Source organism: Bacillus sp. T2.9-1 (genome assembly GCF_950097965.1).
GTDB lineage: Bacteria > Bacillota > Bacilli > Bacillales > Cytobacillaceae > Niallia > Niallia hominis.
Genome location: NZ_CATNHG010000092.1, coordinates 22037 through 47192, shown reverse-complemented (window position 1 = coordinate 47192; position 25156 = coordinate 22037). Strand labels below are relative to the sequence as shown.

Here is a 25156-nt window from a genome sequence, read left to right as displayed (position 1 = left end):
AAGATGAGATTTCCCATAGCGTAAGCTAGTAAGATCCCTGAAAGATGATCAGGTTGATAGGTCAGAGGTGGAAGCGTGGCGACATGTGGAGCTGACTGATACTAATAGATCGAGGACTTAACTAAAAAAACTTAGCGTAAGCTAAGTGAGATTACTTGTTTCTTTTCTTTTACTTCATAATCTAGTTTTGAGGGAATAACTCTCAAAAATTAAATAGTCTGGTGGCGATAGCGAGAAGGTCACACCCGTTCCCATACCGAACACGGAAGTTAAGCTTCTAAAGCGCCGATGGTAGTTGGGGGTTCTCCCCCTGTGAGAGTAGGACGTCGCCAGGCCACTAAAAGACCTAAAAGCTTTATTGCTTTTAGGTCTTTTTTTACGTAAATAAAATACTAAATCAGAACAGATGCGCTAACTAGTGATGAGTAATAGATTATATCTTTGTGACTTTAGACAATATATTAAATTGGGGACATAGCTACTTCATTTCGCTAATTCATCCTATTACTTCGTACTTAAACATCAAATAATGGAGTTAACAATTATATATCTCCTTACTAAAATAAATGAAGAAATCAGCCACAATATTAGTGAGTTTTTTCAAAAAAAAACCGACTTTCTTCTATTATATATATTTTCAGATTTATCTGTTTTTTATTGAAGAATATAAAATTGTTTACTTCTTTCTTATTAGGTAATTATAAGTATAATATTGGAATAGTAAATACATATGGGAGTGAGCAAATACATGCTTGAAAATAGTGTTACGATGGTATTGATTATTCTCATAATCAATATTGTCTACGTTTCTTTTTTTACGATACGAATGATTTTAACTTTAAAGGGCCAACGTTATTTAGCTGCATTTATCAGCATGATAGAGGTAGTCATTTATGTTATAGGTTTAGGGTTGGTTTTGGATAATTTGGATCAAATTCAGAACTTAGTTGCCTATGCTATCGGATATGGTATAGGAGTAATTGTTGGAATGAAAATTGAGGAGAAGCTAGCTTTAGGATATATAACAGTTAATGTTATAACAAAGGAATATGATAGAGATTTGCCTAATTCTTTAAGAACTAAAGGATATGGTGTAACAACTTGGGCTGCACAGGGGCTAGAAGGCGATCGTATGTCTTTGCAAATATTGACTCCTCGAAAATATGAATTAAAATTATATCAGACAATTAAAGAGTTGGACCCAAAAGCATTTATAATTGCATATGAGCCAAAAGCGATTTATGGTGGATTCTGGGTGAAAAGTGTTAAGAAAGGAAAATTGTTTAATGAGTAAGAAAAAAAGATTTGAAGTACAAATAAATGAGACGATTAATGATTGTCTAGAAAGAATGAAGAAGGAAGGTTATACGCCAATAAAACGGATGGAAAAGCCGGTTTTTAAGGAAATAAAGGTGAATGGTCAAATGTCTTATGAGCCAGTATCACAACAAATTATCTTTGAAGCAATACAGCTAGAAGGTTAAATCACGAACAATAAAATCATATTTATATTAATTGTTCGACATTTACTGTTGACAATATATAAATATGCTTGTTAAGATGGTATAGTGTTAATTAAAAAAGACGGAAATAAAATAAATTAAATAGCCCTCATATAATAATGGGAATATGGCCCATAAGTTTCTACCCGGTAACCGTAAAATACTGGACTATGAGGGAAAGTGAATGAAAACGAGCTGAAAAAAGTAGAGTATACTTTATTCAGGTTTATTTAAGCTCTGGACAGATACTTTCTCTCTTTTAGTGTAGAAAAGTGTTCTGGCTAGGGCTTTTTAAATGGAATCAGGAGGGAGAACATGACCGCATCTGTTGGTGTTATCATGGGGAGTAAATCAGATTGGGAAACAATGAAGCATGCGTGTGGAATATTAGATCAACTGGAAGTAGATTACGAGAAAAAAGTGGTCTCTGCTCATCGTACTCCTGACTTAATGTTTGAATATGCCGAAAGCGCGAGAGATAGAGGAATGAAAGTAATTATTGCCGGAGCAGGTGGAGCGGCACATCTTCCAGGCATGATTGCGGCTAAGACAACTTTGCCTGTTATAGGAGTTCCTGTTCAATCAAGAGCTTTAAATGGACTGGATTCTCTATTATCAATTGTACAAATGCCTGGTGGAGTGCCAGTTGCTACTGTAGCAATTGGTAAAGCTGGTGCGACGAATGCAGGACTTCTTGCAGCCCAAATACTAGGTGCTACAGACTTAGAATTAGCAGAAAGACTTTTTTCCATGAGAGAAAGAACAAAAAAAGAAGTAATGGAAAGTAGTGATGAGCTTGTCTAATAAAGTAATACTGCCAGGTCAAACAATTGGTATTATAGGTGGCGGTCAGTTAGGACGAATGATGGCAATCGCTGCAAAAGCACAAGGGTTTAGAATTGCAGTATTAGATCCAACCGAAGATTCTCCTTGTGGGCAAGTAGCTGATTATAAAATTATCGATGCCTATGATAGTTTATCAGCTATAAAAAAATTAGCAGAAGTAAGTGATGTAATAACTTATGAATTTGAAAATATAGATGCAGCTTGTCTAGATTGGTTAACCAATAATGCTAACGTTCCACAAGGTTCTGCTCTTCTTGAAATTACACAGGATCGAGTAAAGGAAAAAAAAGCAATAGAGCAAGCTGGAGTTAAGATAGCTCCATATGTAGTTGTTGAAAAAACAAGTGATATTTATAGTGGTTTAGCACAATTAGGCTATCCAGCTGTTTTAAAAACAGCCCGTGGAGGTTATGATGGAAAAGGCCAATATGTTATTAAAGAAAGCAGTCAAATAACAGAAGCGGAAAAGCTTTTAAACAATGGAGTTTGTGTATTAGAAAAATGGATTCCTTTTAATAAGGAAATATCGGTTATTATCACTAGAAGTGGAAAGGGAGAAGCTACTGTTTTTCCAGTTAGTGAAAATATCCATCTTAATAATATTTTGCATGAATCAATCGTTCCGGCTCGAATTAGCGACGTGGCAAAAGACTTAGCGATTGAAAAAGCAAGTAAGCTTGCTGAGAATCTACATTTAGTAGGAACACTAGCAGTAGAAATGTTCCTGACAGAAGACGAAGAGATTTATATTAATGAGTTGGCTCCTAGACCACATAATTCTGGGCATTATACAATTGAGGCGTGCGAGACTTCACAGTTTGAACAGCATATCCGTGCGGTGTGTAATTGGCCGTTAGCGAGCACTAGACTATTAAGACCTGCTGTCATGGTTAATATTCTCGGTCAACATCAAGGACAGATGATTGATAGGATTCCTGATTTACAGGATTGGAAAATTCATCTTTATGGAAAACTGGAACCAAAGGAAAATAGGAAAATGGGGCATGCAACCTTACTTCGCTCATCTGTTGAAATAGCATTAGATGAAATCGAGAATACAAACGTATGGAATGTGCAGACAGAAAAAATCGGAGGATAAACAATGATCGATCGTTACACAAGACCAGAAATGGGAAACATTTGGACAGAGGAAAATCGCTTTAAAGCATGGTTAGAAGTAGAAATTTTGGCATGTGAAGCTTGGGTGAAGCTTGGTGAAATCCCAGCAGAAGATGTTAAAAAGATCCGCGAAAATGCTTCGTTTGATATCGAGCGCATTAAAGAAATTGAGCTAGATACAAGACATGATGTTGTAGCATTTACAAGAGCAGTATCTGAAACACTAGGAGAAGAAAGAAAATGGGTACATTATGGTTTAACTTCTACAGATGTTGTTGATACAGCACTTTCATACTTAATTAAACAAGCAAATGAGATTATATTAAAAGATGTAGAGAACTTTATTGAAGTTTTGAAGAATAAAGCACAAGAACATAAATACACCGTTATGATGGGGCGTACACATGGAGTTCATGCTGAACCAACTACTTTTGGCCTAAAGCTTGCCCTATGGTATGAAGAAATGAAACGTAACCTTGAAAGATTTAAAGCAGCAGCTGAAGGAATTGAATATGGCAAGATTTCCGGTGCGGTAGGAACTTATGCTAATATTGATCCATTTGTGGAGCAATATGTATGTGAAGAATTAGGATTAAAACCAGCACCGATTTCTACGCAAACGTTGCAACGTGATCGTCATGCGGATTATATGTCTACTCTAGCTTTAATCGCTACTTCTATTGAAAAATTCGCAGTGGAAATTCGTGGATTGCAAAAAAGTGAAACAAGAGAGGTAGAAGAATTTTTCGCTAAAGGACAAAAAGGGTCTTCTGCTATGCCGCATAAACGTAACCCAATCGGTTCAGAAAACATGGCAGGTCTTGCACGTGTTATTCGTGGTTATATGCTAACAGCGTATGAAAATGTCCCATTATGGCATGAAAGAGATATTTCCCATTCTTCTGCAGAGCGTATCATTATTCCAGATGCAACGATCGCATTGAATTATATGTTAAACCGTTTCAGCAATATCGTGAAAAACCTAACTGTATTCCCTGATAACATGAAGCGTAATATGGATCGTACGCTTGGTTTAATTTACTCACAACGAGTATTACTTGCGCTAATTGATAAGGGGCTTACAAGAGAAGAAGCGTATGACACTGTACAGCCTAGGGCAATGGAATCTTGGGAAAAGCAAGTACCGTTCCGTCAGCTAGTAGATAGCGATGCAGTAATTTCTTCTAAGTTAACAAAAGAAGAAATTGATGATTGCTTTGATTATCACTTCCATATTAAACATGTTGATACGATTTTTGATCGTCTTGGATTATAAAAAAAATAAGAGCTGTCACATAAAATGACAGCTCTACTACAAACAGTGGAAACTGAATATACCGAATTTTAAGCAAGATAGCGCAAGTAAGAATTTTTCGTTTTATCCCTAATTTTTTTGATAAGGAGACTCTTCAAATGGAAAAGAGAGCTTTATTGTATGAAGGAAAAGCAAAAAGAGTGTATAAAACTTCAGATGAGGATATTGTTTGGCTGGAATATAAAGATTCCGCTACTGCCTTTAATGGTGAGAAGAAAGCGACTATAACAGGCAAAGGTCGATTAAACAATGAGATTACTAGTTTACTATTCTTAAAGTTAAAAGACTTTGGTATTCCATCACATTTTGTCGAAAAATTGTCCGAAACGGAACAGCTTGTAAAGAAAGTGGATATTATCCCATTAGAAGTAGTTGTTCGTAATCTAGCAGCGGGAAGTTTTTCAAAAAGATTAGGAATAGAAGAGGGCAATCCGTTATCAAAGCCATTGGTTGAATTTTACTACAAGGATGATGCACTAGGGGATCCAATGATTACGGAAGACCATATCGAAGAATTAAAGCTTGTATCAACAGAGGAAGTTGCATTTTTAAAGAAAAAGGCACTAGAAGTAAACGAAGTATTAAGCAAATTTTTTGGTGAACTGGGAATTAACTTAGTGGATTTCAAATTAGAATTTGGAAAAGACAAAGATGGAAATATTCTTCTTGCTGATGAAATTTCGCCAGATACATGCCGACTTTGGGATAAAGAAACAAATGCGAAATTAGATAAAGATGTATTCCGTCGTGATTTAGGTAATCTAACAGATGCATACGAAAATATTTTAGCGAGACTAGGGGGAAGTCAACATGTTTAAGGTTAAAGTATATATCACATTGAGAGAAAGTGTATTAGATCCACAAGGTAATGCAGTGAAGGGATCTTTGCATTCGTTAAATTATAAAGAAGTAGAAGATGTACGTATCGGTAAATACCTAGAATTAACAATTGATAAATCAGAAAGAAATATAGATGAGCTAGTGAAGGAAATGTGTGAAAAGCTACTTGCTAATACAGTAATTGAGGATTACCGCTATGAGGTGGAGGAGGTTGTTGCACAGTGAAGTTTGCAGTAATCGTATTTCCAGGATCCAATTGTGATGTTGATATGTTCCATGCGGTAAAGGATGAGCTTGGAGAAGAAGTAGAATATGTATGGCATGATACAGATAGTTTAGAAGGATTTGACGGAATATTGCTACCTGGAGGATTCTCTTATGGTGACTATCTTCGTACAGGAGCGATTGCAAGATTCAGTAATGTAATGAAAGAAGTAGTGAAAGCAGCAGAAGCAGGCAAACCAGTTCTTGGTGTATGTAATGGATTCCAAATATTATTAGAAGCAGGTTTACTGCCTGGTGCAATGAGAAGAAATGAAAGTTTAAAGTTTATCTGTAAGCCAGTTGAACTACAGGTAGCAAATAATAATACGATGTTCTCCTCTGCATATAAGGAAAACGAAGTAATCACTGTCCCGATTGCGCACGGAGAAGGCAATTACTACTGTGATGAAGAAACATTAGCCAACTTAAAAGCAAATAATCAAATTGTCTTTACTTATAATGGTACAAATCCAAACGGAAGTTTAGAAAATATTGCTGGAATCACAAATGAAAAAGGAAATGTCCTTGGCATGATGCCACATCCAGAAAGAGCAGTAGATGAGCTATTAGGTGGAGCAGATGGTCTGAAAATATTTAAATCAATCGTTAGTCAGTGGAGGGAAGCAAATGTCGTTCAGCTTTGAGCCAAGTCCAGAACAAATTAAATCAGAAGAAATTTACAAACAAATGGGTGTGACGGATGAAGAGTTTGCGATGGTAGAAGGAATTCTTGGTCGCCTTCCTAACTATACAGAGATCGGGTTATTTTCCGTTATGTGGTCAGAACATTGTAGTTATAAAAACTCTAAGCCTGTATTAAAGAAGTTTCCGATAACAGGACCTCAAGTATTACAAGGACCTGGTGAGGGTGCAGGGATTGTAGATATCGGCGATGGCCAAGCGGTAGCGTTTAAAATCGAAAGCCATAACCATCCATCAGCTATTGAACCATATCAAGGAGCTGCAACAGGTGTAGGTGGAATTATCCGTGATGTATTCTCGATGGGGGCAAGACCAATTGCTATTCTTAACTCTTTACGATTTGGAGAATTGGATAATGAACGTACGAAATATCTATTTAAAGAAGTAGTTGCTGGTATTGCTGGCTATGGTAACTGTATTGGTATTCCGACAGTTGGCGGAGAAATTGCTTTTGATGATTCCTATGCAGGCAACCCGCTTGTTAATGCAATGTGTGTTGGTTTAATTAATCATGAGGATATTAAAAAAGGCCAGGCACACGGTGTTGGTAATACGGTAATGTATGTTGGTGCAAAAACAGGTCGTGACGGTATTCATGGTGCGACATTTGCTTCTGAAGAATTAACAGAGAACTCCGATGAAAAGCGTCCTGCTGTTCAAGTAGGAGATCCATTTATGGAAAAGCTTCTTCTTGAAGCGTGTCTTGAATTGATTCAATCAGATGCATTAGTTGGTATTCAAGATATGGGTGCTGCAGGACTGGCAAGCTCTAGTGCAGAAATGGCAAGTAAAGCAGGTTCTGGTATTGAAATGAATTTAGACTTAGTTCCACAGCGTGAAACAGGAATGACTGCCTATGAAATGATGCTTTCTGAATCACAAGAACGTATGTTGATTGTTGTGAAAAAAGGAAGAGAACAGGAAATCAAAGATCTTTTCCATAAATATGATTTAGAGGCAGTAGCAATTGGTGTTGTAACAGATGATAAAATGCTTCGTCTTCTTCATAAGGGAGAAGTAGTAGCAAATGTTCCAGCAGATGCTTTAGCAGAGGATGCACCTGTCTATCATAAGCCATCTAGTGAACCCGCTTATTACCGGGAGTTCCAAGTGATGGAAAACTATATTCCTACTGTAAAGAACTATGGGGAAACACTTATTAATCTATTAAAGCAGCCTACTATTGCAAGCAAAGAGTGGGTTTATGATCAATATGACTATATGGTTCGTACTAATACAGTAGTTGCACCAGGTTCTGATGCAGCAGTAGTACGTATTCGCGGAACGAAAAAAGCTTTAGCAATGACAACAGACTGTAATGCGAGATACTTATACTTAGACCCAGAAACAGGCGGCAAGATTGCAGTAGCAGAAGCAGCTCGCAATATCGTATGTTCTGGTGCAGAACCACTTGCTATTACTGACAACTTGAATTTTGGAAATCCAGAGAAACCGGAGATTTTCTGGCAAATTGAAAAAGCAGCAGACGGAATTAGCGAAGCTTGCTTAGCATTAAATTCACCAGTAATCGGCGGGAATGTCTCTTTATATAACGAAACGAATGGAACAGCTATTTACCCTACTCCTGTTATTGGAATGGTTGGATTAGTAAAAGATACGAAAGATATCACTACACAAAGTTTTAAAGCAGCTGGGGACTTAATCTATGTGCTCGGAGAAACAAAAGCAGAGTTTGGTGGAAGTGAATTGCAAAAAATGCTAGAAGGATCTATTTCTGGAAAAGCACCTTCCTTAGACTTAGAAGTGGAAAAAGCTTATCAACAAGCAGTTCTAGAAGCAATTCGCACAGGCGTTGTTGAGTCCGCTCATGATTTAGCTGAGGGTGGTTTGGCAGTTGCTGTTGCAGAAAGCTTAATTAGCTCAAAAGGCTTAGGAGCAAAAGTTAATGTTAAAGAAGATGCAGTAACAGCACTTTTCAGTGAATCACAATCACGTTTCTTGCTTTCTATTAAACCAGAAAACAAAGAGACTTTTGAAAAATTAGTTCCTGCTACACTAGTAGGAGAAGTTACAGATACAGCCGTTCTTACCATAAGCCAAGGGGAAACTATTCTAGTAAATGAACAGGTTGATTCGTTAATGGATGCCTGGAGAGGAGCAATTCCATGCTTGCTGAAATAAGAGGGTTAAACGAAGAATGTGGCATTTTTGGTGTTTGGGGACATGAGGATGCATCTCAATTAGCATATTATGGACTGCATAGCCTACAGCATCGTGGCCAAGAAGGAACTGGTATTGTAGCAACAGATGGGGAAAAATTAAAAGGAATTAAAGGAGAAGGGTTAGTCTCCGAAATTTTTACCCAAGAAGCAATTAAAGAATTGTCTGGAAAAGCTGCAATTGGGCATGTACGTTATGCAACAGCAGGAGGCGGAGGATATGAAAATGTCCAGCCTCTTCTGTTCCATTTCCAAAGCGGAAGCATGGCACTTGCCCACAACGGAAATTTGGTAAATGCGACAGCTTTAAAAAGCCAGCTTGAAGCACAAGGAAGTATTTTTCAAACAAGCTCTGATACAGAAGTTCTTGCCCATTTAATTAGAAGAGGCGGTTTTTCGGCATTTAAGGAAAGAGTGAAAAATGCGCTGACAATGATAAAAGGAGCGTATGCTTTTCTTATCTTAACGGAAACAGAATTAATGGTTGCCCTAGATCCAAATGGCATGCGTCCCCTTTCTTTAGGAAAATTAGGAGATGCGTATGTTGTTGCATCTGAAACATGTGCATTTGACGTAGTCGGAGCGGAGTTTGTTCGTGATATTTTACCAGGCGAACTTTTAATCATTGATGACAACGGCTTCCGTTCAGAGATGTTCTCTGTCGCTTCTAATATTGCCATGTGCACAATGGAGTATGTTTATTTCTCTAGACCGGATAGCAATATAAATGGAATCAATGTGCATACTGCTCGTAAAAATCTTGGGAAAAGATTAGCAATCGAGGCACCTATTGAAGCAGATGTAGTAACTGGAGTACCGGATTCTAGTATTTCAGCAGCAATCGGATATGCGGAAGCTACTGGTATTCCGTATGAGCTTGGTTTGATTAAAAATCGCTATGTTGGTCGAACATTTATTCAGCCTTCCCAGTCTCTTCGTGAGCAAGGTGTTAAGATGAAGCTTTCTGCTGTACGCGGAGTAGTAGAAGGAAAAAGAGTAATTATGGTCGATGATTCAATCGTTCGTGGCACAACAAGTAAACGTATTGTGACTATGTTAAGAGAAGCAGGAGCAACAGAAGTGCACGTCCTAATCAGTTCCCCACCAATTAAAAATCCTTGCTTCTATGGAATTGATACATCAACAAAAGAAGAGTTGATTGCATCGAAATATTCAGTAGAAGAACTTCGTGAATTAATTGGAGCTGACTCTCTTATCTTCCTAAGCACAGAAGGAATGATTGATGCAATTGGCAGAACAGATGATGGGGAAAATAGAGGACATTGCCTTGCTTGCTTTACTGGTAGGTACCCAACAGAAATTTATCCCAACGCGGATCATCCATACGAGAAAGTATAAAGATAAGAAGCTAAGATCCAAATGGAATGAAAAAAATTATACTTCTGTAACTGTTAAAAATAAAAGAAAAGCGGCATGAATAAATGTCGCTTTTCCACCTGAATCAAACTAGACTTTTCGATATTTTAGGAGGCATAAAATGGCTGAAGCTTATAAACAAGCAGGAGTTAATATAGAGGCAGGCTATGAAGCAGTGACAAGAATGAAAAAGCATGTGAAAAAAACAACTCGTCCAGGTGTTATGGGTGGATTAGGCGGATTTGGCGGCATGTTCGATTTATCTGTCCTTCATTTAAATAATCCTGTTTTGGTATCAGGGACAGATGGAGTAGGAACAAAGTTAATGCTTGCTTTTATGCTTGATAAGCATGACACAATTGGAATTGATGCTGTGGCAATGTGTGTGAACGATATTGTCGTTCAAGGGGCAGAACCTATCTATTTCCTTGACTATATTGCTTGTGGAAAAGCAGACCCTAGTAAAATCGAGGCGATTGTCAAAGGAATTGCAGATGGCTGTGAACAAGCCGGCTGTGCTTTAGTTGGCGGTGAAACTGCTGAGATGCCAGGAATGTATGATGAGGAAGAATATGATTTAGCAGGATTTGCTGTCGGAGCTTGTGAAAAAGAAAAGCTAGTAACTGGCGAAAAAATCCAAGCTGGAGATGTATTGATTGGCCTAGCATCAAATGGAATTCATAGCAATGGCTACTCTCTTGTCCGAAAATTATTTTTTGACAAAGCCAATATGTCTCTATCTGATTATATCGAGGAATTCGGTTGTACGTTAGGAGAAGAATTGATCAAGCCGACTAAAATTTACGTCAAATCAGTGCTATCTGCTTTAAAGGAATTTGAGATTAAAGGTCTTGCTCATATTACTGGCGGCGGCTTTATCGAAAATATTCCAAGAATGCTTCCAGAAGGCTTCGGAATGGAACTGGATGAATCAAACTGGGAAGTACCAGCTGTTTTTGAAAAAATGGAGCAAATTGGTGAAATCGATCGTAAAGAAATGTATAACATCTTTAATATGGGCACTGGAATGGTGCTTGCTGTCAGCAAAGAAGAAGAGGAGCAAGTAATTGACCATTTTACTCGTATTGGGGAAAAGGCGTATACAATTGGTAAAGTAACAGATGACGGGGAAATAAATATCATCCTCAAATAGTGTTGGAGGAATGTATATGAAGCGGATTGCTGTTTTTGCTTCTGGTAATGGTTCAAACTTTCAGGCAATAGTAAATGCGGTAAAACGAGAGGAGCTAAATACCTCTATTACCCTATTAGTCTCTGATAAACCGGGAGCTTTTGTTATTGATAGAGCGATGAAGGAAGAAATACCTACCTTTGTTTTTGCAGCGAAGAATTATCAGGAAAAGGCAAACTATGAACGAGAGATTTTAAAGCATTTAAAAGCAAATGAAGTTGACTTAATTGTTCTAGCAGGATATATGAGATTAATAGGTGAAACACTTTTACAAGCTTATTCTGGAAAAATTATCAATATTCACCCGTCGCTATTGCCAGCTTTTCCAGGCAAGGACGCAATTGGCCAAGCATTAAAGGCTAAAGTTTCGCAAACAGGCATCACGATTCATTACGTTGACGCTGGAATGGATACAGGCCCCATCATTGCCCAAGAGGCCATTACTTTGTCAGACAAAGAAACAAGAGAAAGCATTCAGGAAAAAATTCAAGCATTGGAGCACCGACTTTATCCAAGCGTTATACAACACTTACTTCATAAAAAAGAAGTATTCCATCAATAGACGAACAGATAAACTAAAAAGACCATCATACTTAAGATATCAACAGGCATGAAATATCAGGGGGAATAATGATGAAAAAAAGAGCGTTAATTAGTGTTTCTGATAAAACAGGTATTACAGATTTTGCAAAAGAGCTACATGAATTAGGATTTGAGTTAATTTCTACAGGCGGAACAAAAAAAGCAATTCAAGATAGTGGGATTCCTGTAATGAGTGTTAGCGAGGTCACTGGATTTCCTGAAATTCTAGAAGGAAGAGTGAAAACATTAAATCCGTATATTCATGGTGGGTTGCTTGCGAAATTTAATGAGCCAAGCCATATTGCCCAATTAGAAGAGCATAAAATTGACCCAATTCAAATCGTTTGTGTTAATTTATATCCTTTCCAACAAACGATTGCTAAGCCAGATGTAACGGTGGAAGATGCGATTGAAAATATAGATATCGGCGGACCAACAATGCTTCGTGCTTCAGCAAAGAATCACCAGTATGTAACGGTAGTGGTAGATCCTGTTGATTATCAAACCGTTATTTCTGAATTAAAGCAAGATAAGGAAGTATCGTTTGAAACGAGACGAAGACTTGCAGCAAAAGTATTCCGTCATACAGCAGCTTATGATGCTATGATTGCAGAATATATGACAGAGCTTACGCAAGAAGAAACACCAGAAAAATTAACAGTTACATATGAGTTGAAGCAATCCTTGCGCTATGGAGAGAATCCACATCAAAAGGCAGCATTTTACCGTAAACCACTTGGATCTGATTTCTCGATTGCTAATGCAACTCAATTACATGGAAAAGAACTATCTTATAACAATATCAACGATGCAGATGCAGCAATCCAAATTGTAAAAGAGTTTGCAGAGCCTGCTGCAGTTGCGATTAAGCATAGTAATCCATGTGGAGTTGGAACAGGAGAAGATATTTTTACTGCTTTCACAAAAGCTTTTGAAGCAGATCCAGTTTCTATCTTCGGTGGGATTATTGCGTTAAATAGAGAAGTAGATGCAGAGACAGCTCAAAAACTACATGAAATTTTCTTGGAAATTGTCATCGCCCCTTCTTATTCCCAAGAGGCTTTAGACATTTTACAAGGAAAGAAAAATATTCGTTTATTAACAATTCCTTTTGGAACAGGTGGCAGCAAAGAAATGAAATTCACTTCTATTGAGGGTGGATTATTAACACAAGATTTTGACCGCTATTCTTTAGATGATGCAACGATTACAATCCCTACAGAGAAGAAACCTACAGATGAAGAGTGGGAAGCTCTTAAATTCGGCTGGAAAATCGTTAAGCATGTTAAATCAAATGCAATTGTAGTGAATAACAAAGAAATGACACTTGGGGTTGGTGCTGGCCAAATGAATCGCGTCGGGTCTGCAAAAATTGCCTTAGAACAGGCTGGTGAGAAAGCAGTGGGTGCAGTGTTAGCATCTGATGCATTTTTCCCAATGGATGATACGGTTGAAGCGGCTGCCAAAGCAGGAGTTACAGCGATTATTCAAACAGGTGGAAGTATTCGTGATGAAGATTCCATCAAAAAAGCAAACGAATATGGAATTGCAATGGTATTAACAGGAGTAAGACATTTCAAACATTAATATCTTTAAGCTTGGGGGATATAAGAGAATGAAAGTACTCGTTATTGGCCGCGGTGGTCGGGAGCATGCAATTTGTACAAAAGTAAGGGAAAGTGAAAAAGTGGACACTGTTTTTGTGGCGCCAGGAAATGTTGGAATGACCGATGTCGCAGAACGTATTGCGATAGAAGAAACAGAGGTAGCGAAACTGGTCGATTTTGCCTTAACGCAAAAGATTGATTTAACTATTGTAGGTCCAGAAGTACCGTTACTTCTTGGGGTGGTTGATCAGTTTCAAGCTGCTGGCTTAAAAGTTTTTGGCCCAAATCAACGTGCCGCTGAAATAGAAGGAAGCAAATCATTCGCTAAAGACTTAATGAAGAAATATCAAATTCCAACTGGAGAATACCAAACTTTTTCTGATTATAAGGCGGCGAAAGCGTATATTGAGGAAAAAGGTGCACCGATTGTTATTAAAGCAGACGGATTAGCAGCAGGAAAAGGTGTAACTGTTGCGATGAACATGGAAGAGGCTCTAGAGAGCATCCAGGAAATGCTTGTTGGCGAAAAATTCGGAAGTGCTTCTGCAACAGTCGTTATTGAGGAATTTTTAGCTGGCGAAGAATTTTCTTTAATGTCCTTTGTGGATGGAGATACGGTAATACCTTTGGAAATTGCCCAAGATCATAAACGTGCCTTTGATGGAGATAAAGGGCCAAATACAGGGGGGATGGGAGCTTATTCTCCTGTTCCACACATCGATCCAGAAATCGTGCAAACGGCAATTGAAACAATAGTCAAACCAACTGCAAAAGCGATGATAGCAGAAGGCAGAACATTTACAGGCATTTTATATGCTGGCTTAATCGCTACAGATAAAGGGCCAAAGGTAATCGAATTTAATGCAAGACTAGGTGATCCAGAAACACAAGTTATCTTACCGCGCATGAAGTCCGATTTAGTGGAAGTTATTTTGTCTGTATTAAATGGAGACACTCCAACTATTGAATGGTATGAAGAGGAAATGCTAGGAGTAGTTATTGCGTCAAAAGGCTATCCGGAGGCATATGAAAAAGGCGTTGTTATCCATGGCTTAGACAAAATGGAAGATGTCTCTATTTTTCATGCTGGAACGAACTTAAATGAAGCAGGGGCATTTACAACTGATGGCGGTCGAGTTTTATTAATTGCTGCCAAGAGCCATACTTTAAAAGATGCACAGGATAAAGTATATAAAGAGCTAGAGAAATTAGAGAGCGATGGCGTTTTTTATCGAAATGACATCGGCTTTAAAGCGATAAAATAAGAAGGAATCTCCGTATGTAGCATTGATTTAGTCGATGATTGCATATGGGGATTCTTTTGTTAATGGTATATGGTGTGGTAATAGAGGAAGAGGAAGCGTCTCTAAGCCCAAAATCAAGCAATAGTCGTCTTCGAGGTAACAGAGGAGTCGTCTCTGAGCCCAAAATCAAGCAAAAGCGCCCTTCGAGGTAACAGAGGAGTCGTCTCTGAGCCCAAAATCAAGCAAAAGCCGTCTTCGAGGTAACAGAGGAGTCGTCTCTGAGCCCAAAATCAAGCAAAAGCCGTCTTCGAGGTAACAGAGGAGTCGTCTCTGAGCCCAAAATCAAGCAAAAGCGCCCTTCAAGGTAACAGAGGAGTCGTCTCTGAGCCCAAAATCAAGCAAAAGCGCCCTTCGAGGTAACAGAGGAGTCGTCTCTGAGCCCGAAATCAAGCAAAAGCCGTCTTCGAGGTAACAGAGGAATCGTCTCTGAGCCCAAAATCAAGCAAAAGCGCCCTTCAAGGTAACAGAGGAAGCGTCTCTAAGCCCAAAATCAAGCAAAAGTCGTCTTCGAGGTAACAGAGGAGTCGTCTCTGAGCCCAAAATCAAGCAAAAGCGCCCTTCAAGGTAACAGATGAGTCGTCTCTGAGCCCGAAATCAAGCAAAAGCCGCCTTCGAGGTAACAGAGGAGTCGTCTCTGAGCCCAAAATCAAGCAAAAGCGCCCTTCGAGGTAACAGAGGAGTCGTCTCTGAGCCCAAAATCAAGCAAAAGCGCCCTTCAAGGTAACAGAGGAGTCGTCTCTGAGCCCAAAATCAAGCAAAAGCCGTCTTCGAGGTAACAGAGACTCCTCCTCTAAGCCCAACAACATAAAAAATCCAACCTCTAGGTAACAGAGACACTTCCCCCATTTAAACTTAAGCCAATTCAATCCCACCGGTAATACCATATATTTGAGCAGTAACATAGCTAGATTCATCAGATGCCAGAAATACATAAGTACTTGATAATTCAACTGGCTGTCCAGCACGTTTCAAAGGTGCTTGCTGGCCGAATGAAGGAATAGCTTCACTTGGCTGTCCACCTGTAATTTGTAAGGCTGTCCAAATAGGGCCCGGTGCAACAGAATTTACTCGGATTCCTTTAGAGGCCAATTGTTTGGCAAGGCCTCGAGTAAAGCCGTTAATGGCGAATTTGGATGGGGCATAATCTAATAAGTTTGGACTTGGATTATAGCCTTGAACAGAGGTAGTTGTGATAATAGAAGCTCCCTTTGGCAAGTATGGAAGTGCCGCTTTCACTACCCAATATAAAGAAAATACGTTTACTTCAAAGGTTTTTCGGAGCTGCTCTGTTGATAAATCTAGAATATCATTAACAGCTTGTTGTTTTCCGGCTACTAAAGCTAATACGTCTAGTCCACCTAATTCCTGATAAGCTTTATCCACTAATTCTTTACAGAAGCTCTCATCACTTAAGTCTCCAGGTATCAGCACTGCCTTTTGTCCCTCTGCTTCGATTAATTTCTTTACTTCATCAGCATCTTCTTGTTCAGCTGGTAAGTAATTAATTGCTACATCAGCACCTTCACGGGCATAAGCAATGGCGGCTGCACGACCAATTCCAGAATCGCCACCAGTTACTAATGTTTTTCGTCCTTTTAATCTTCCAGAGCCCTTATAGCTTGTTTCCCCACAATCAGGCTGGGGATCCATTTTAGCTTGTACACCTGGAGGCTCCTGATATTGTTTTGGAAATTCATCATTATAATATAGATCCAATGGATTTTTTGGATTTGCCATTTTATCAGCTCCTTCGTTCATTTTATGTTATTGCATTTACCACCTTAAGGCATTCCTAAACATAAACAAGATAAAGGCCATCCGATATATTGGATAGCCCATAGCAATGTTTTATTTTTTCATATCGTCTGGAGAAAATATTTTCTCTGGACTAAACTGTTCCATCATTTCTGCAACTCCATGAGAGGAAGAAGAATCTTTTGCCTCGGAATCGTGGGAAGATGGTGATGGACTGTGAGAGCTTTGATTTTGCGTGTGTTTGTGCTGGAATTTAGGCATCATTTCATCCTTTTTTCCATAAAGCGCAACTAATGGACAATAACGGACGATTCCTTCTGCGATTTTCATCCCAGCTAGCAATGCAATTAGAAAATATGATTGTCGATAAGGCTTCTTCGCCATTTTTGCTGTGCTCCATGCAAGGAATGCACAACCACAAGTAATACGAATAAGCGCATTAATTAAACTTATATTTTGTTTTGGATTCATAAGTTTCGTTCCTCCTACATAAATTTAACAAAACAGTAATATGAATTAATACTTTATATGGTAAAATAATGTTAATCTTAGGAAATTACATAGCAATTCCTAATATATTCAAAGAAAAATCGTTCCATTTTTTATATACATGAGACAGACCATGAAAAGGGAGGAAGCGTAGTGTTAGCTCAGCGATATCGATGGAAAAACAAAGTTTTGCGTGACCATGTATCCATTTTGAATGGTGAAAAATCCCCCACAATCATTCTAAAAAATGCAACTTATTTAAATCAGATATTACGCAAGTGGCTTATAGCAAATATCTGGATATATCAAGATAGAATCATTTATGTGGGCAATGACATGCCCATCCGAATAGATCAAGCAGAAATTGTTGATTGCACAGAACTTTTTTTAGTTCCAGGATATATAGAACCACATGCTCATCCTTTTCAAATATATAATCCCCTAACCTTAGCCCAATATACATCACAATTTGGTACAACTACATATGTGAATGATAACCTTGTTTTGGCTATGCAGTTAGAAAAAAAGAAAGCGTTTACTTTTTTGAACTTTATGAAGGACATTCCATCTACGATATTATGGTGGAGTAGATATGATGCACAAACAGAGCTACAAGATGAAGAGCAAGTTTTTTCCCATGGAAATGTAAAAAGTTGGATAGAGAATGATGCAGTAATTCAAGGTGGAGAATTAACAGGCTGGCCGAAACTTTTAGACGGTGATGATATGATGCTTCACTGGATGCAGGAGACAAAGCGTCTGAGAAAGCGAATCGAGGGACATTTTCCGGGAGCATCTGAGAAAACGCTCGCAAAATTAATGCTTCTGGGAGTAGATAGTGATCATGAAGCAATGACAGGGAAAGAGGTGCTGAATCGTTTGCTTCAAGGGTATAAAGTAAGTCTTAGGTACTCTTCTATCCGACCAGATTTGCCTAAATTGCTAAAGGAAATGAAAGAATTGGGAATTGATCAGTATGATCGTTTAATGCTAACAACAGACGGATCTCCGTCCTCCTTTTACGAAAAGGGGCATATTGATCAACTCATTCGAATAGCAATGAATCATGGTGTACCATTAGTAGATGCTTATAATATGGCAACCATTAATATCGCTAACTTTCATGGAATTGAACATTTACATGGCAACATTGCAACAGGGAGAGTTGCGAATATCAACTTACTGAAGGCGAAAGATAATCCAACGCCTCTCTCTGTGTTAGCCAAAGGAATTTGGGTGAAGAAAGATGGAAAAGAAATAAAGGAAGCTTATCCAACGGTTGAGTGGGAGCAATTTAATTTAACCCCCCTTGATATAAAATGGAATGTAAATAGCCTTGACATGCAATTTTCGATGCCCTTTGGAATAAGATTAGAGAATGCAGTGATTACCAAACCATATTCCATCTCGATTAACGTTTCTGATGCAATTCTTACAGAGGAACACGATGAATGTTATTTTATGCTCTTAGATCGAGAGGGAGAATGGCGAATAAACACTTTATTGAAGGGATTTACAAAGGAAATTGGCGGAATGGCTAGCTCTTATACAGGAGATGGAGATATAGTTTTATTAGGAAAAAGCCATGCTGATATGATAACCGCATTTAATCGCTTAAAGGAGATAGGTGGAGGCATTGTTCTAGTGAAAAACGGAAAGGTAGACATTGAAATTCCATTGCCATTAAGAGGAATGATGGCTGCTATGCCAATGGAGGAGCTTATTAAAAAAGAGAAGGAATTACTGCAGTATATTAAAGATAGAGGCTACCAGTATGAGGATCCTATCTACACCATTGTGTTTTTCACCTCTACCCATTTGCCATATATTCGGATTACGCAAAAAGGTTTATTTGATGTAATGAATAAAAGTATACTCTTTCCAGCGATAATGCGTTAAAATATAAAAGAGTTCTATTGTTTAATTAGAATATTCTGATATATTAATTAAGTAAGGATCTACTCCCTTAAAGGGAGTAGATGTTATAAACGACACAGACCATTTAACATCATGTTGATGGATTACTAGGAGGGGACTATGAAGAAAAGATGGTTTGTTTTTCTATTTCTGCTTCTTACCTTAACGGCCTGCAACAGCGAACCGAAGGATGTAGGAAAACATAATGGTAATCAAACCGGCAATGGTGCTAAGGAAGAAGAGGGATTAACAGACCTTGCTACTTTATATCCATTAACTGGTTTGCCTAGCAATACAGAAAGTACAGACCGTGCAGTTACTGTTATGGTTAATAATCATCCTGATGCAAGACCACAAACAGGACTGACAGATGCAGATATTGTGTATGAAGTATTAGCAGAAGGTGAAGTTACTCGGTTTCTAGCGGTTTTTCAAAGTACAAAGCCTACAGTAGTTGGGCCTGTCCGTAGTTCACGAGACTATTATATCGAGCTTGCAAAGGGTTATAATAGTTTGTATATTGCACATGGCTATAGTCCAGAAGCAAAAAAACTGCTTACAAACGGTTATATTGATAATTTAAACGGCATGGAGTATGATGGAACCCTCTTTAAAAGGTCCTCTGATCGAGTTGCTCCGCATAATTCTTACATAAGCTTTGCCAACATTGAGAAGGGTGCAAAGGAGAATAATTATTCGTTATCAGGAGCACCAGAACCATTACTATTTTTAAAAACAAAAGAACTAGAGGAAATAGAGGGCGAAGAGGCAACCTCTGTCACTATTAATTATGGTACGAATCCAAGCTTTAATTCACAGTTTTTATATGAAGATGATATCCAGAAATATATTCGATTCTCTAATGGGGAACAAACAGTTGATTATGAAACAAATGCATCCGTGGCAGTAGATAATGTGTTTATAATTGAAACTAGTCATAAGGTTATTGATAATAAAGGAAGAAAAGAAATTGATTTAACATCTGGCGGCAACGCCTATTTGTTGCAGCAAGGAAAATGGCAGGAAGTTCATTGGGAAAATGTTGAAGGAAGACTTCTCCCATTTAAAGGAGATAAACAGCTAGGTTTTGTACCTGGGAAAACGTGGATTAATATAATCCCTTCGACTCCTGGACTAAAGAGCGCCGTAACGTTGAAATAATGATGACTATTGGTAAGGCTGATTACTAAAAATGTTGCCTTTGATAAAAATAATGGATAAAAAATGGAGGTTTCCTATGCAAATTGATAAATTAAGAGGAAGAGAGTTGGATCAATTATTTGAATCCATTCTCTCCCTTGAATCATTGGAAGAATGCTATCAGTTTTTTGATGACTTATGTACAGTCAATGAAATTCAATCCCTTTCCCAACGGTTAGAAGTAGCAAGAATGCTAAGGGAAGGAAATACGTATCATACAATTGAAAAAGAAACAGGTGCAAGCACTGCAACTATATCCCGCGTTAAACGCTGCCTGAATTATGGAAATGATGCATATGAATTAGCGTTAGCACGAATTAAGAAAGAAGATCCAACTAAAATAGAAGAATAAGATTGCGAAAGGGATTGTCCCAAAAAAGATTAAATCTGAACGATTTTCTTTTTCGGGACAACCCTTTTATTTTTGAATTCTAGACAGTTTTTGATGAAAACAATGATTAATTTACTATGTGAGAAATGAAACAATTGCTTCCTCCTTTTCGTCCAATAGAAAAGAGAGGGGTTTCCTCCATTCCTTTTAAGAGTTAAGAAAGCATAAGTTTATGAAGTTGATTTGGTGTCCAGCTCCGGGCACCTAGGATTGATGGGCTTCACAACCTTTCCTTACGATCAGTTAACATCGGTTCACTAGAGTTGACCATGTTTTTTCCTATATCTCAGGAAAGGTTGGTCCACCTCACACGCTCCTAAACGGGTGTCCTCCGCTTTTCTAATCACCAAGAAATATTTACAAGCAGTTAATCGGAAGGATTTCTTTTTTGATGGAATATCTAATGCTATAATGAAATGATGTAAAGGTTAGAATGGAGGAAGTTTGCATGTATGATGTGCGCGAATGGCGTCATGTATTTAAATTAGACCCGAATAAGGAAATTTCAGATGAAGCGCTAGATCGTTTATGTGAATCTGGTACAGATGCAATCATCATTGGAGGAACGGATGGCATAACATTAGATAATGTCCTAAATCTAATGGCGCGTGTCCGTCGCTACACTGTTCCTTGTATATTAGAAGTGTCAACAATAGATTCGGTTTCACCCGGATTTGATTTATATTTTATTCCTACTGTTTTAAATAGCAGGGATACAAAATGGATAACTGGTCTTCACCATGAAGCAGTGAAGGAATATGGCGAGCTTATGGATTGGGATGAATTTTTGATTCAAGGCTACTGTGTGTTAAATAAAGACTGTAAAGTAGCGGAATTAACAAATGCTCAGACAGAATTATCCGAAGAAGATATCGCAGCATATGCCTTAATGGCAGAAAAGATGTTTCATTTGCCCATTTTTTATTTGGAATATAGCGGAGCATATGGAGAACCTTCGATTGTAAAAGCTGCAAAGAGTCAATTAAGTGAAACCATTCTGTTCTATGGTGGAGGTATTGAAACAGTCGAACAGGCTGAGGAAATGGCAAATTATGCAGATGTAATTGTTGTCGGAAATATAATTTACACAGACATATCTGCCGCATTGCGAACGGTCAAAATAAAAAAGAGCTATCGTTGAATAATCAATGAAGCTAGGTTAAAATAGAATATATGTTCTTATGGTGGTGAAAAGATGCAATTTTTAACAGATAAAATACTAAATGGATTAAATCCTGAACAGAAGGAAGCCGTTAAAGCGACAGAGGGTCCTTTATTAATTATGGCAGGTGCAGGAAGTGGAAAAACCCGAGTTTTAACACAGAGAATTGCCTATCTTATGGTGGAAAAGGGGGTTAATCCATACAATATCTTAGCAATTACGTTTACAAATAAAGCGGCGAAGGAAATGCGTCAGAGAATAGCAGCTGTTTTAGGCGGAGCAAGTGAGGATATATGGATATCAACCTTTCACTCGATGTGTGTGCGGATATTAAGAAAAGATATTGATCGAATTGGCTATAACCGAAACTTTACGATATTGGATACAACAGATCAGCAGTCTGTTATTAAAGGCATCCTGAAAGACCGAAACATTGATCCGAAGAAATATGATCCCCGTGCTATTCTAGCAAGTATTAGTTCTTCAAAGAATGAGCTTGTTACTCCAGAAGAATTTGCGAAGACTGCAGGCGATTACTTTTCACAAATTGTTAGTGATGTATATACAGAGTATCAAAAGCGCTTGCGCAAAAACCAAGCCTTGGATTTCGATGATTTAATCATGCAGACAATCCATCTATTTCAAAGAGTACCAGAAGTTTTAGAATACTATCAACGTAAGTTTCAATATATTCATGTAGATGAGTATCAGGATAGTGCGACACGTTTCTAACTGAAAAGGTTAGACACTAGCGTAATGCTAGGAGAACTAAGAATCTGAAGAGTCGAATGATGGGGTAACGCCCTGAAAGGCTCGCCTAATCCTCCGAATAGCGTTCAGGTGGTGCAAAACACTTGAGGGTTATAAGCTCGGTGAAGTCGGTTGAAGGTCATCCTAACGAGAAAGACGAGGAAAGCTCTCTGGAGGCAGGGGGTATGGCTGATAGACCGGGGTTCTACAAGACAATCTATGGTGAGAAATTAGATGTCACAGCCATCTATTGACGAAATTCCGAATGTACGGCTCTAGAGATATAGCTATTCGAAACGGATAGTCCCGCATGTCGGGGTTAGTGAGGTAGAGTAAAATTTGTCTTTATGAAATACCTTATGATGTTACAGGCATCATCCAGCTAACAGGGCTAGAGGAATCACCTACGGATTGTGAATGAACAGATAGGATTCTTGGAACGTGGTAAGCCGATAACGTGGAGAGTTTGCATTCTATGAAGCGGTAGCAGGGAAAGCATATATGTCGAAAGTGTATATGTATAACCTCTTTTATGTCGGTGAAGGTAATGGCACAGTACCAAAGAAACTGTTATAACAAACAGTGGAGGGATAGCCATTAGTCAACTGTTAGAAGACGACATTATTAAAACAGAAATTTCAGGTTCGAGTATGACTAAGAGAAATGAAAGCTGAAATTACAAACCCAATTTGGGAATGTAAAGAGGTGAGTAATTGACTGAAACCCATGCGAAGCCGAAGAAGTTAAAAAGTCAAAAGCTGAGAAACAATGAGTATTACAACACACAAGACATGTTTGACCAGTTATATCAGCTAAGTTCGGAAGGAAAAACTTTTAATAAGTTATATGAATTAGTTCTACACCCTGCAAATGTTAAACTTGCTTTTCGTAACATCAAGAAAAACAAGGGAAGTAAGACAGCGGGAGTGAATCAAAACACTATATTCGAAATCGGACTTAGAAGCCCTGATATGCTTGTACAATATGTTAAAAAACGCCTAGATGATTATAAACCTCATAAAGTGAAACGTAAGGAAATCCAAAAGCCAAATGGCGGCATTCGTCCTTTAGGAATTCCTACTATTGAAGATAGACTTATTCAACAATGCCTATTACAAGTTCTTGAACCTATATGCGAGGCTCGCTTTCATAAACATAGCTATGGATTCAGACCTCATCGGAGTCAAATCCACGCATATTCAAGGGCTGTAACATTAGCAAACAAAAACAAACTACATTATGTAGTAGATGTTGATATTAAAGGTTTCTTCGATAACGTTGATCATGGGAAGTTGCTTAAACAACTATGGACGATTGGAATTAGGGATAAACGTATTCTTTCGATTATAAGTAAGATGCTCAAAGCTGAGGTTAAAGGAATTGGGAAACCTACTAAGGGAACTCCACAGGGAGGAATTCTTTCTCCGTTACTTTCAAATGTAGTATTGAATGAATTCGACTGGTGGATAAGTAATCAGTGGGAAACAATTAAGACGAGAAAGGATTACACAAAGATACGTGTAATTGGTGGAAAACAGCGGTTTGACCAAACGGTAAAATACGCCACCCTTAAAAGGTATACCAAGTTAAAGGAAATGTTTATTGTAAGATATGCAGATGACTTTAAAATCTTTTGTCGAGACCACAAAACCGCATTTATTATATTTGAATCTTCTAAGCAGTGGTTAAAGGAAAGATTAGGCCTTGAAATCAGCAATGAGAAATCGAGAGTAGTCAATTTACGTAAGAACTATTCTGAGTTTCTAGGGTTTAAGTTCAAAGTAGTACCAAAAGGCAAAAAGCGTGTTGTTAAATCGCATATGACAGATAAATCACGACGCAAGGTAATTGAGAAAATAAAAACAAAAGCTGAATTTATTCGAAGAAAACCGAATAAGGCTGAAGTAACTAAATTTAACTCAACTATCTTGGGAATTCACAATTATTATCGGTATGCGACACATACGACAAAGGATTTCAGTGAAATTTCTTACTCAGTCAAACGAATCCTGTATAACAAGCTTAAAAAAGCAAAGAGTTCAAAGGGAGTTATCACACCATTCTTTCAAAAAGCATATAAAGATTATCTTAATAAAAAGAAATTCTTTGCGTGTGGCATGATTTTATTCCCGATAGATGGGGTGAAACACAAAAGCCCTTTGAACTTTACTCAGGAGAAAAACTCTTATACCGAAAGTGGTCGAATCTTGGTTCATAATAGCCAAGAAGCTGTATCGCCATTCATGGTACATTATTTGATGGAAAACCCAATAAAATCGGAGAGTATGGAATACAATGACAATCGACTCTCCAAGTACATTGCACAGTTAGGTAAATGTGCAATAACTGGTAAAGACTTAATTATTGGGGAAATGGAACTTCATCATAAGAAGCCAAGAAATTTAGGCGGAACAGACGCTTATCGAAACCTTATATTTATATGTAAGGAAATTCATAAGTTAATCCATGCGGTAAAAGAAAACACCATTAATAAGTATCTTAATGTACTGAATCTTAATGAAGAACAACTGAGTAAAGTTAACACTCTTCGTAAAAAAGTGGGAAACTGTGTAATTGATAATGTAACGAGCTAGTAGTTGATGGGGCGCCGTATGAGGTGAAAGTCTCACGTACGGTGCTAAGCGGGGGAAAAGATGGAGAT

General features: G+C 38.1%; 21 protein-coding genes, 2 rRNA genes, 1 pseudogene and 1 riboswitch. Of the genes and pseudogenes, 22 read left to right on the top strand and 2 right to left on the bottom strand.

Translation table 11 applies throughout. The features are described from left to right. The 16 genes from QQZ16_RS12300 to purD all read left to right on the top strand — a co-directional run. A 23S ribosomal RNA gene (locus tag QQZ16_RS12300) occupies positions 1–125 on the top strand; the annotation flags it as partial. Between the two features lie 92 nt (positions 126–217). Next, positions 218–335 (top strand): 5S ribosomal RNA (gene rrf / locus QQZ16_RS12295). 413 nt (positions 336–748) lie between these two features. Beyond that, positions 749–1294 (top strand): DUF2179 domain-containing protein, encoded by a 546-nt coding sequence (locus QQZ16_RS12290; RefSeq protein WP_048718364.1) that lies wholly within the window; start codon positions 749–751, stop codon positions 1292–1294. Beyond that, positions 1287–1484, top strand: a complete 198-nt coding sequence (locus QQZ16_RS12285; protein ID WP_048718362.1) for an NETI motif-containing protein — start codon at positions 1287–1289, stop codon at positions 1482–1484. Before QQZ16_RS12290 ends, QQZ16_RS12285 begins: the two co-directional genes overlap by 8 nt. Before the next feature lie 107 nt (positions 1485–1591). Next, positions 1592–1693: riboswitch (purine riboswitch) on the top strand. 124 nt (positions 1694–1817) lie between these two features. Continuing rightward, entirely contained in the window at positions 1818–2306 is a 489-nt protein-coding gene (gene purE, locus QQZ16_RS12280; RefSeq protein WP_048718360.1) for a 5-(carboxyamino)imidazole ribonucleotide mutase, read from the top strand. Then, on the top strand, positions 2293–3447 hold the full coding sequence (gene purK / locus QQZ16_RS12275) for a 5-(carboxyamino)imidazole ribonucleotide synthase (RefSeq protein WP_284561373.1): 1155 nt from the start codon (positions 2293–2295) through the stop codon (positions 3445–3447). Before purE ends, purK begins: the two co-directional genes overlap by 14 nt. Positions 3448–3450: 3 nt before the next feature. Next, on the top strand, positions 3451–4743 hold the full coding sequence (gene purB, locus QQZ16_RS12270; protein WP_048718358.1) for an adenylosuccinate lyase: 1293 nt from the start codon (positions 3451–3453) through the stop codon (positions 4741–4743). Positions 4744–4880: 137 nt separating this feature from the next. After that, positions 4881–5600: a phosphoribosylaminoimidazolesuccinocarboxamide synthase gene (purC, locus tag QQZ16_RS12265; RefSeq protein ID WP_284561372.1), complete on the top strand. Its 720-nt coding sequence runs from the start codon at positions 4881–4883 to the stop codon at positions 5598–5600. Next, positions 5593–5847, top strand: coding sequence for a phosphoribosylformylglycinamidine synthase subunit PurS (purS, locus tag QQZ16_RS12260; RefSeq protein ID WP_016205034.1), 255 nt, complete (start codon positions 5593–5595; stop codon positions 5845–5847). The genes purC and purS overlap by 8 nt, the downstream gene beginning before the upstream one ends. Continuing rightward, positions 5844–6530 carry a phosphoribosylformylglycinamidine synthase subunit PurQ gene (gene purQ / locus QQZ16_RS12255; protein ID WP_284561371.1) on the top strand — a complete coding sequence of 229 codons (687 nt, stop codon included), beginning with the start codon at positions 5844–5846 and terminating at the stop codon, positions 6528–6530. Before purS ends, purQ begins: the two co-directional genes overlap by 4 nt. Next, positions 6514–8730 (top strand): phosphoribosylformylglycinamidine synthase subunit PurL, encoded by a 2217-nt coding sequence (purL, locus tag QQZ16_RS12250; RefSeq protein ID WP_284561370.1) that lies wholly within the window; start codon positions 6514–6516, stop codon positions 8728–8730. The genes purQ and purL overlap by 17 nt, the downstream gene beginning before the upstream one ends. Next, complete coding sequence (purF, locus tag QQZ16_RS12245) at positions 8715–10127, top strand: amidophosphoribosyltransferase (protein WP_048718351.1); 1413 nt, start codon at positions 8715–8717, stop codon at positions 10125–10127. The genes purL and purF overlap by 16 nt, the downstream gene beginning before the upstream one ends. Before the next feature lie 139 nt (positions 10128–10266). Next, positions 10267–11298, top strand: coding sequence for a phosphoribosylformylglycinamidine cyclo-ligase (gene purM, locus QQZ16_RS12240; RefSeq protein WP_031539691.1), 1032 nt, complete (start codon positions 10267–10269; stop codon positions 11296–11298). A 16-nt stretch (positions 11299–11314) separates the two neighbouring features. Continuing rightward, positions 11315–11899, top strand: coding sequence for a phosphoribosylglycinamide formyltransferase (purN, locus tag QQZ16_RS12235; protein ID WP_031539688.1), 585 nt, complete (start codon positions 11315–11317; stop codon positions 11897–11899). Positions 11900–11967: 68 nt separating this feature from the next. After that, entirely contained in the window at positions 11968–13506 is a 1539-nt protein-coding gene (purH, locus tag QQZ16_RS12230; protein ID WP_031539685.1) for a bifunctional phosphoribosylaminoimidazolecarboxamide formyltransferase/IMP cyclohydrolase, read from the top strand. 28 nt (positions 13507–13534) lie between these two features. Beyond that, positions 13535–14791, top strand: coding sequence for a phosphoribosylamine--glycine ligase (purD, locus tag QQZ16_RS12225; RefSeq protein WP_048718347.1), 1257 nt, complete (start codon positions 13535–13537; stop codon positions 14789–14791). An 891-nt stretch (positions 14792–15682) separates the two neighbouring features. On the opposite strand, the gene QQZ16_RS12220 is transcribed toward purD, so the two are convergent. Together QQZ16_RS12220 and QQZ16_RS12215 are read right to left on the bottom strand one after the other, a co-directional pair. After that, positions 15683–16567 carry an SDR family oxidoreductase gene (locus QQZ16_RS12220; RefSeq protein WP_031540073.1) on the bottom strand — a complete coding sequence of 295 codons (885 nt, stop codon included), beginning with the start codon at positions 16565–16567 and terminating at the stop codon, positions 15683–15685. 111 nt (positions 16568–16678) lie between these two features. Next, positions 16679–17056 carry a YgaP-like transmembrane domain gene (locus QQZ16_RS12215; protein WP_081836731.1) on the bottom strand — a complete coding sequence of 126 codons (378 nt, stop codon included), beginning with the start codon at positions 17054–17056 and terminating at the stop codon, positions 16679–16681. Positions 17057–17227: 171 nt separating this feature from the next. On the opposite strand from QQZ16_RS12215, the gene QQZ16_RS12210 reads away from it, so the two are divergent. From QQZ16_RS12210 to ltrA, 6 genes and pseudogenes are all read left to right on the top strand, one after another. Then, positions 17228–18973, top strand: coding sequence for an adenine deaminase C-terminal domain-containing protein (locus QQZ16_RS12210; RefSeq protein WP_048718924.1), 1746 nt, complete (start codon positions 17228–17230; stop codon positions 18971–18973). 138 nt (positions 18974–19111) lie between these two features. After that, entirely contained in the window at positions 19112–20152 is a 1041-nt protein-coding gene (locus tag QQZ16_RS12205; RefSeq protein ID WP_284561369.1) for a DUF3048 domain-containing protein, read from the top strand. A gap of 76 nt (positions 20153–20228) precedes the next feature. Continuing rightward, positions 20229–20543, top strand: coding sequence for a YerC/YecD family TrpR-related protein (locus QQZ16_RS12200; RefSeq protein WP_031540068.1), 315 nt, complete (start codon positions 20229–20231; stop codon positions 20541–20543). Between the two features lie 487 nt (positions 20544–21030). Then, positions 21031–21723, top strand: a complete 693-nt coding sequence (locus QQZ16_RS12195; RefSeq protein ID WP_284561368.1) for a heptaprenylglyceryl phosphate synthase — start codon at positions 21031–21033, stop codon at positions 21721–21723. A gap of 54 nt (positions 21724–21777) precedes the next feature. Further along, positions 21778–22461 (top strand): annotated as a pseudogene (locus tag QQZ16_RS12190) (UvrD-helicase domain-containing protein); the annotation flags it as partial. An 824-nt stretch (positions 22462–23285) separates the two neighbouring features. Further along, positions 23286–25088, top strand: coding sequence for a group II intron reverse transcriptase/maturase (ltrA, locus tag QQZ16_RS12185; protein WP_081836656.1), 1803 nt, complete (start codon positions 23286–23288; stop codon positions 25086–25088). Positions 25089–25156 lie beyond the last annotated feature (68 nt).

Bases quoted from the DNA above. Each gene is read 5' to 3' on its own strand.
- QQZ16_RS12290 (WP_048718364.1), top strand. From the start codon at position 749: ATGCTTGAAAATAGTGTTACGATGGTATTGATTATTCTCATAATCAAT.
- QQZ16_RS12285 (WP_048718362.1), top strand. From the start codon at position 1,287: ATGAGTAAGAAAAAAAGATTTGAAGTACAAATAAATGAGACGATTAAT.
- purE (WP_048718360.1), top strand. From the start codon at position 1,818: ATGACCGCATCTGTTGGTGTTATCATGGGGAGTAAATCAGATTGGGAA.
- purK (WP_284561373.1), top strand. From the start codon at position 2,293: ATGAGCTTGTCTAATAAAGTAATACTGCCAGGTCAAACAATTGGTATT.
- purB (WP_048718358.1), top strand. From the start codon at position 3,451: ATGATCGATCGTTACACAAGACCAGAAATGGGAAACATTTGGACAGAG.
- purC (WP_284561372.1), top strand. From the start codon at position 4,881: ATGGAAAAGAGAGCTTTATTGTATGAAGGAAAAGCAAAAAGAGTGTAT.
- purS (WP_016205034.1), top strand. From the start codon at position 5,593: ATGTTTAAGGTTAAAGTATATATCACATTGAGAGAAAGTGTATTAGAT.
- purL (WP_284561370.1), top strand. From the start codon at position 6,514: ATGTCGTTCAGCTTTGAGCCAAGTCCAGAACAAATTAAATCAGAAGAA.
- purF (WP_048718351.1), top strand. From the start codon at position 8,715: ATGCTTGCTGAAATAAGAGGGTTAAACGAAGAATGTGGCATTTTTGGT.
- purM (WP_031539691.1), top strand. From the start codon at position 10,267: ATGGCTGAAGCTTATAAACAAGCAGGAGTTAATATAGAGGCAGGCTAT.
- purN (WP_031539688.1), top strand. From the start codon at position 11,315: ATGAAGCGGATTGCTGTTTTTGCTTCTGGTAATGGTTCAAACTTTCAG.
- purH (WP_031539685.1), top strand. From the start codon at position 11,968: ATGATGAAAAAAAGAGCGTTAATTAGTGTTTCTGATAAAACAGGTATT.
- purD (WP_048718347.1), top strand. From the start codon at position 13,535: ATGAAAGTACTCGTTATTGGCCGCGGTGGTCGGGAGCATGCAATTTGT.
- QQZ16_RS12220 (WP_031540073.1), bottom strand. From the start codon at position 16,567: ATGGCAAATCCAAAAAATCCATTGGATCTATATTATAATGATGAATTT.
- QQZ16_RS12215 (WP_081836731.1), bottom strand. From the start codon at position 17,056: ATGAATCCAAAACAAAATATAAGTTTAATTAATGCGCTTATTCGTATT.
- QQZ16_RS12205 (WP_284561369.1), top strand. From the start codon at position 19,112: ATGAAGAAAAGATGGTTTGTTTTTCTATTTCTGCTTCTTACCTTAACG.
- QQZ16_RS12200 (WP_031540068.1), top strand. From the start codon at position 20,229: ATGCAAATTGATAAATTAAGAGGAAGAGAGTTGGATCAATTATTTGAA.
- QQZ16_RS12195 (WP_284561368.1), top strand. From the start codon at position 21,031: ATGTATGATGTGCGCGAATGGCGTCATGTATTTAAATTAGACCCGAAT.
- ltrA (WP_081836656.1), top strand. From the start codon at position 23,286: ATGTTTGACCAGTTATATCAGCTAAGTTCGGAAGGAAAAACTTTTAAT.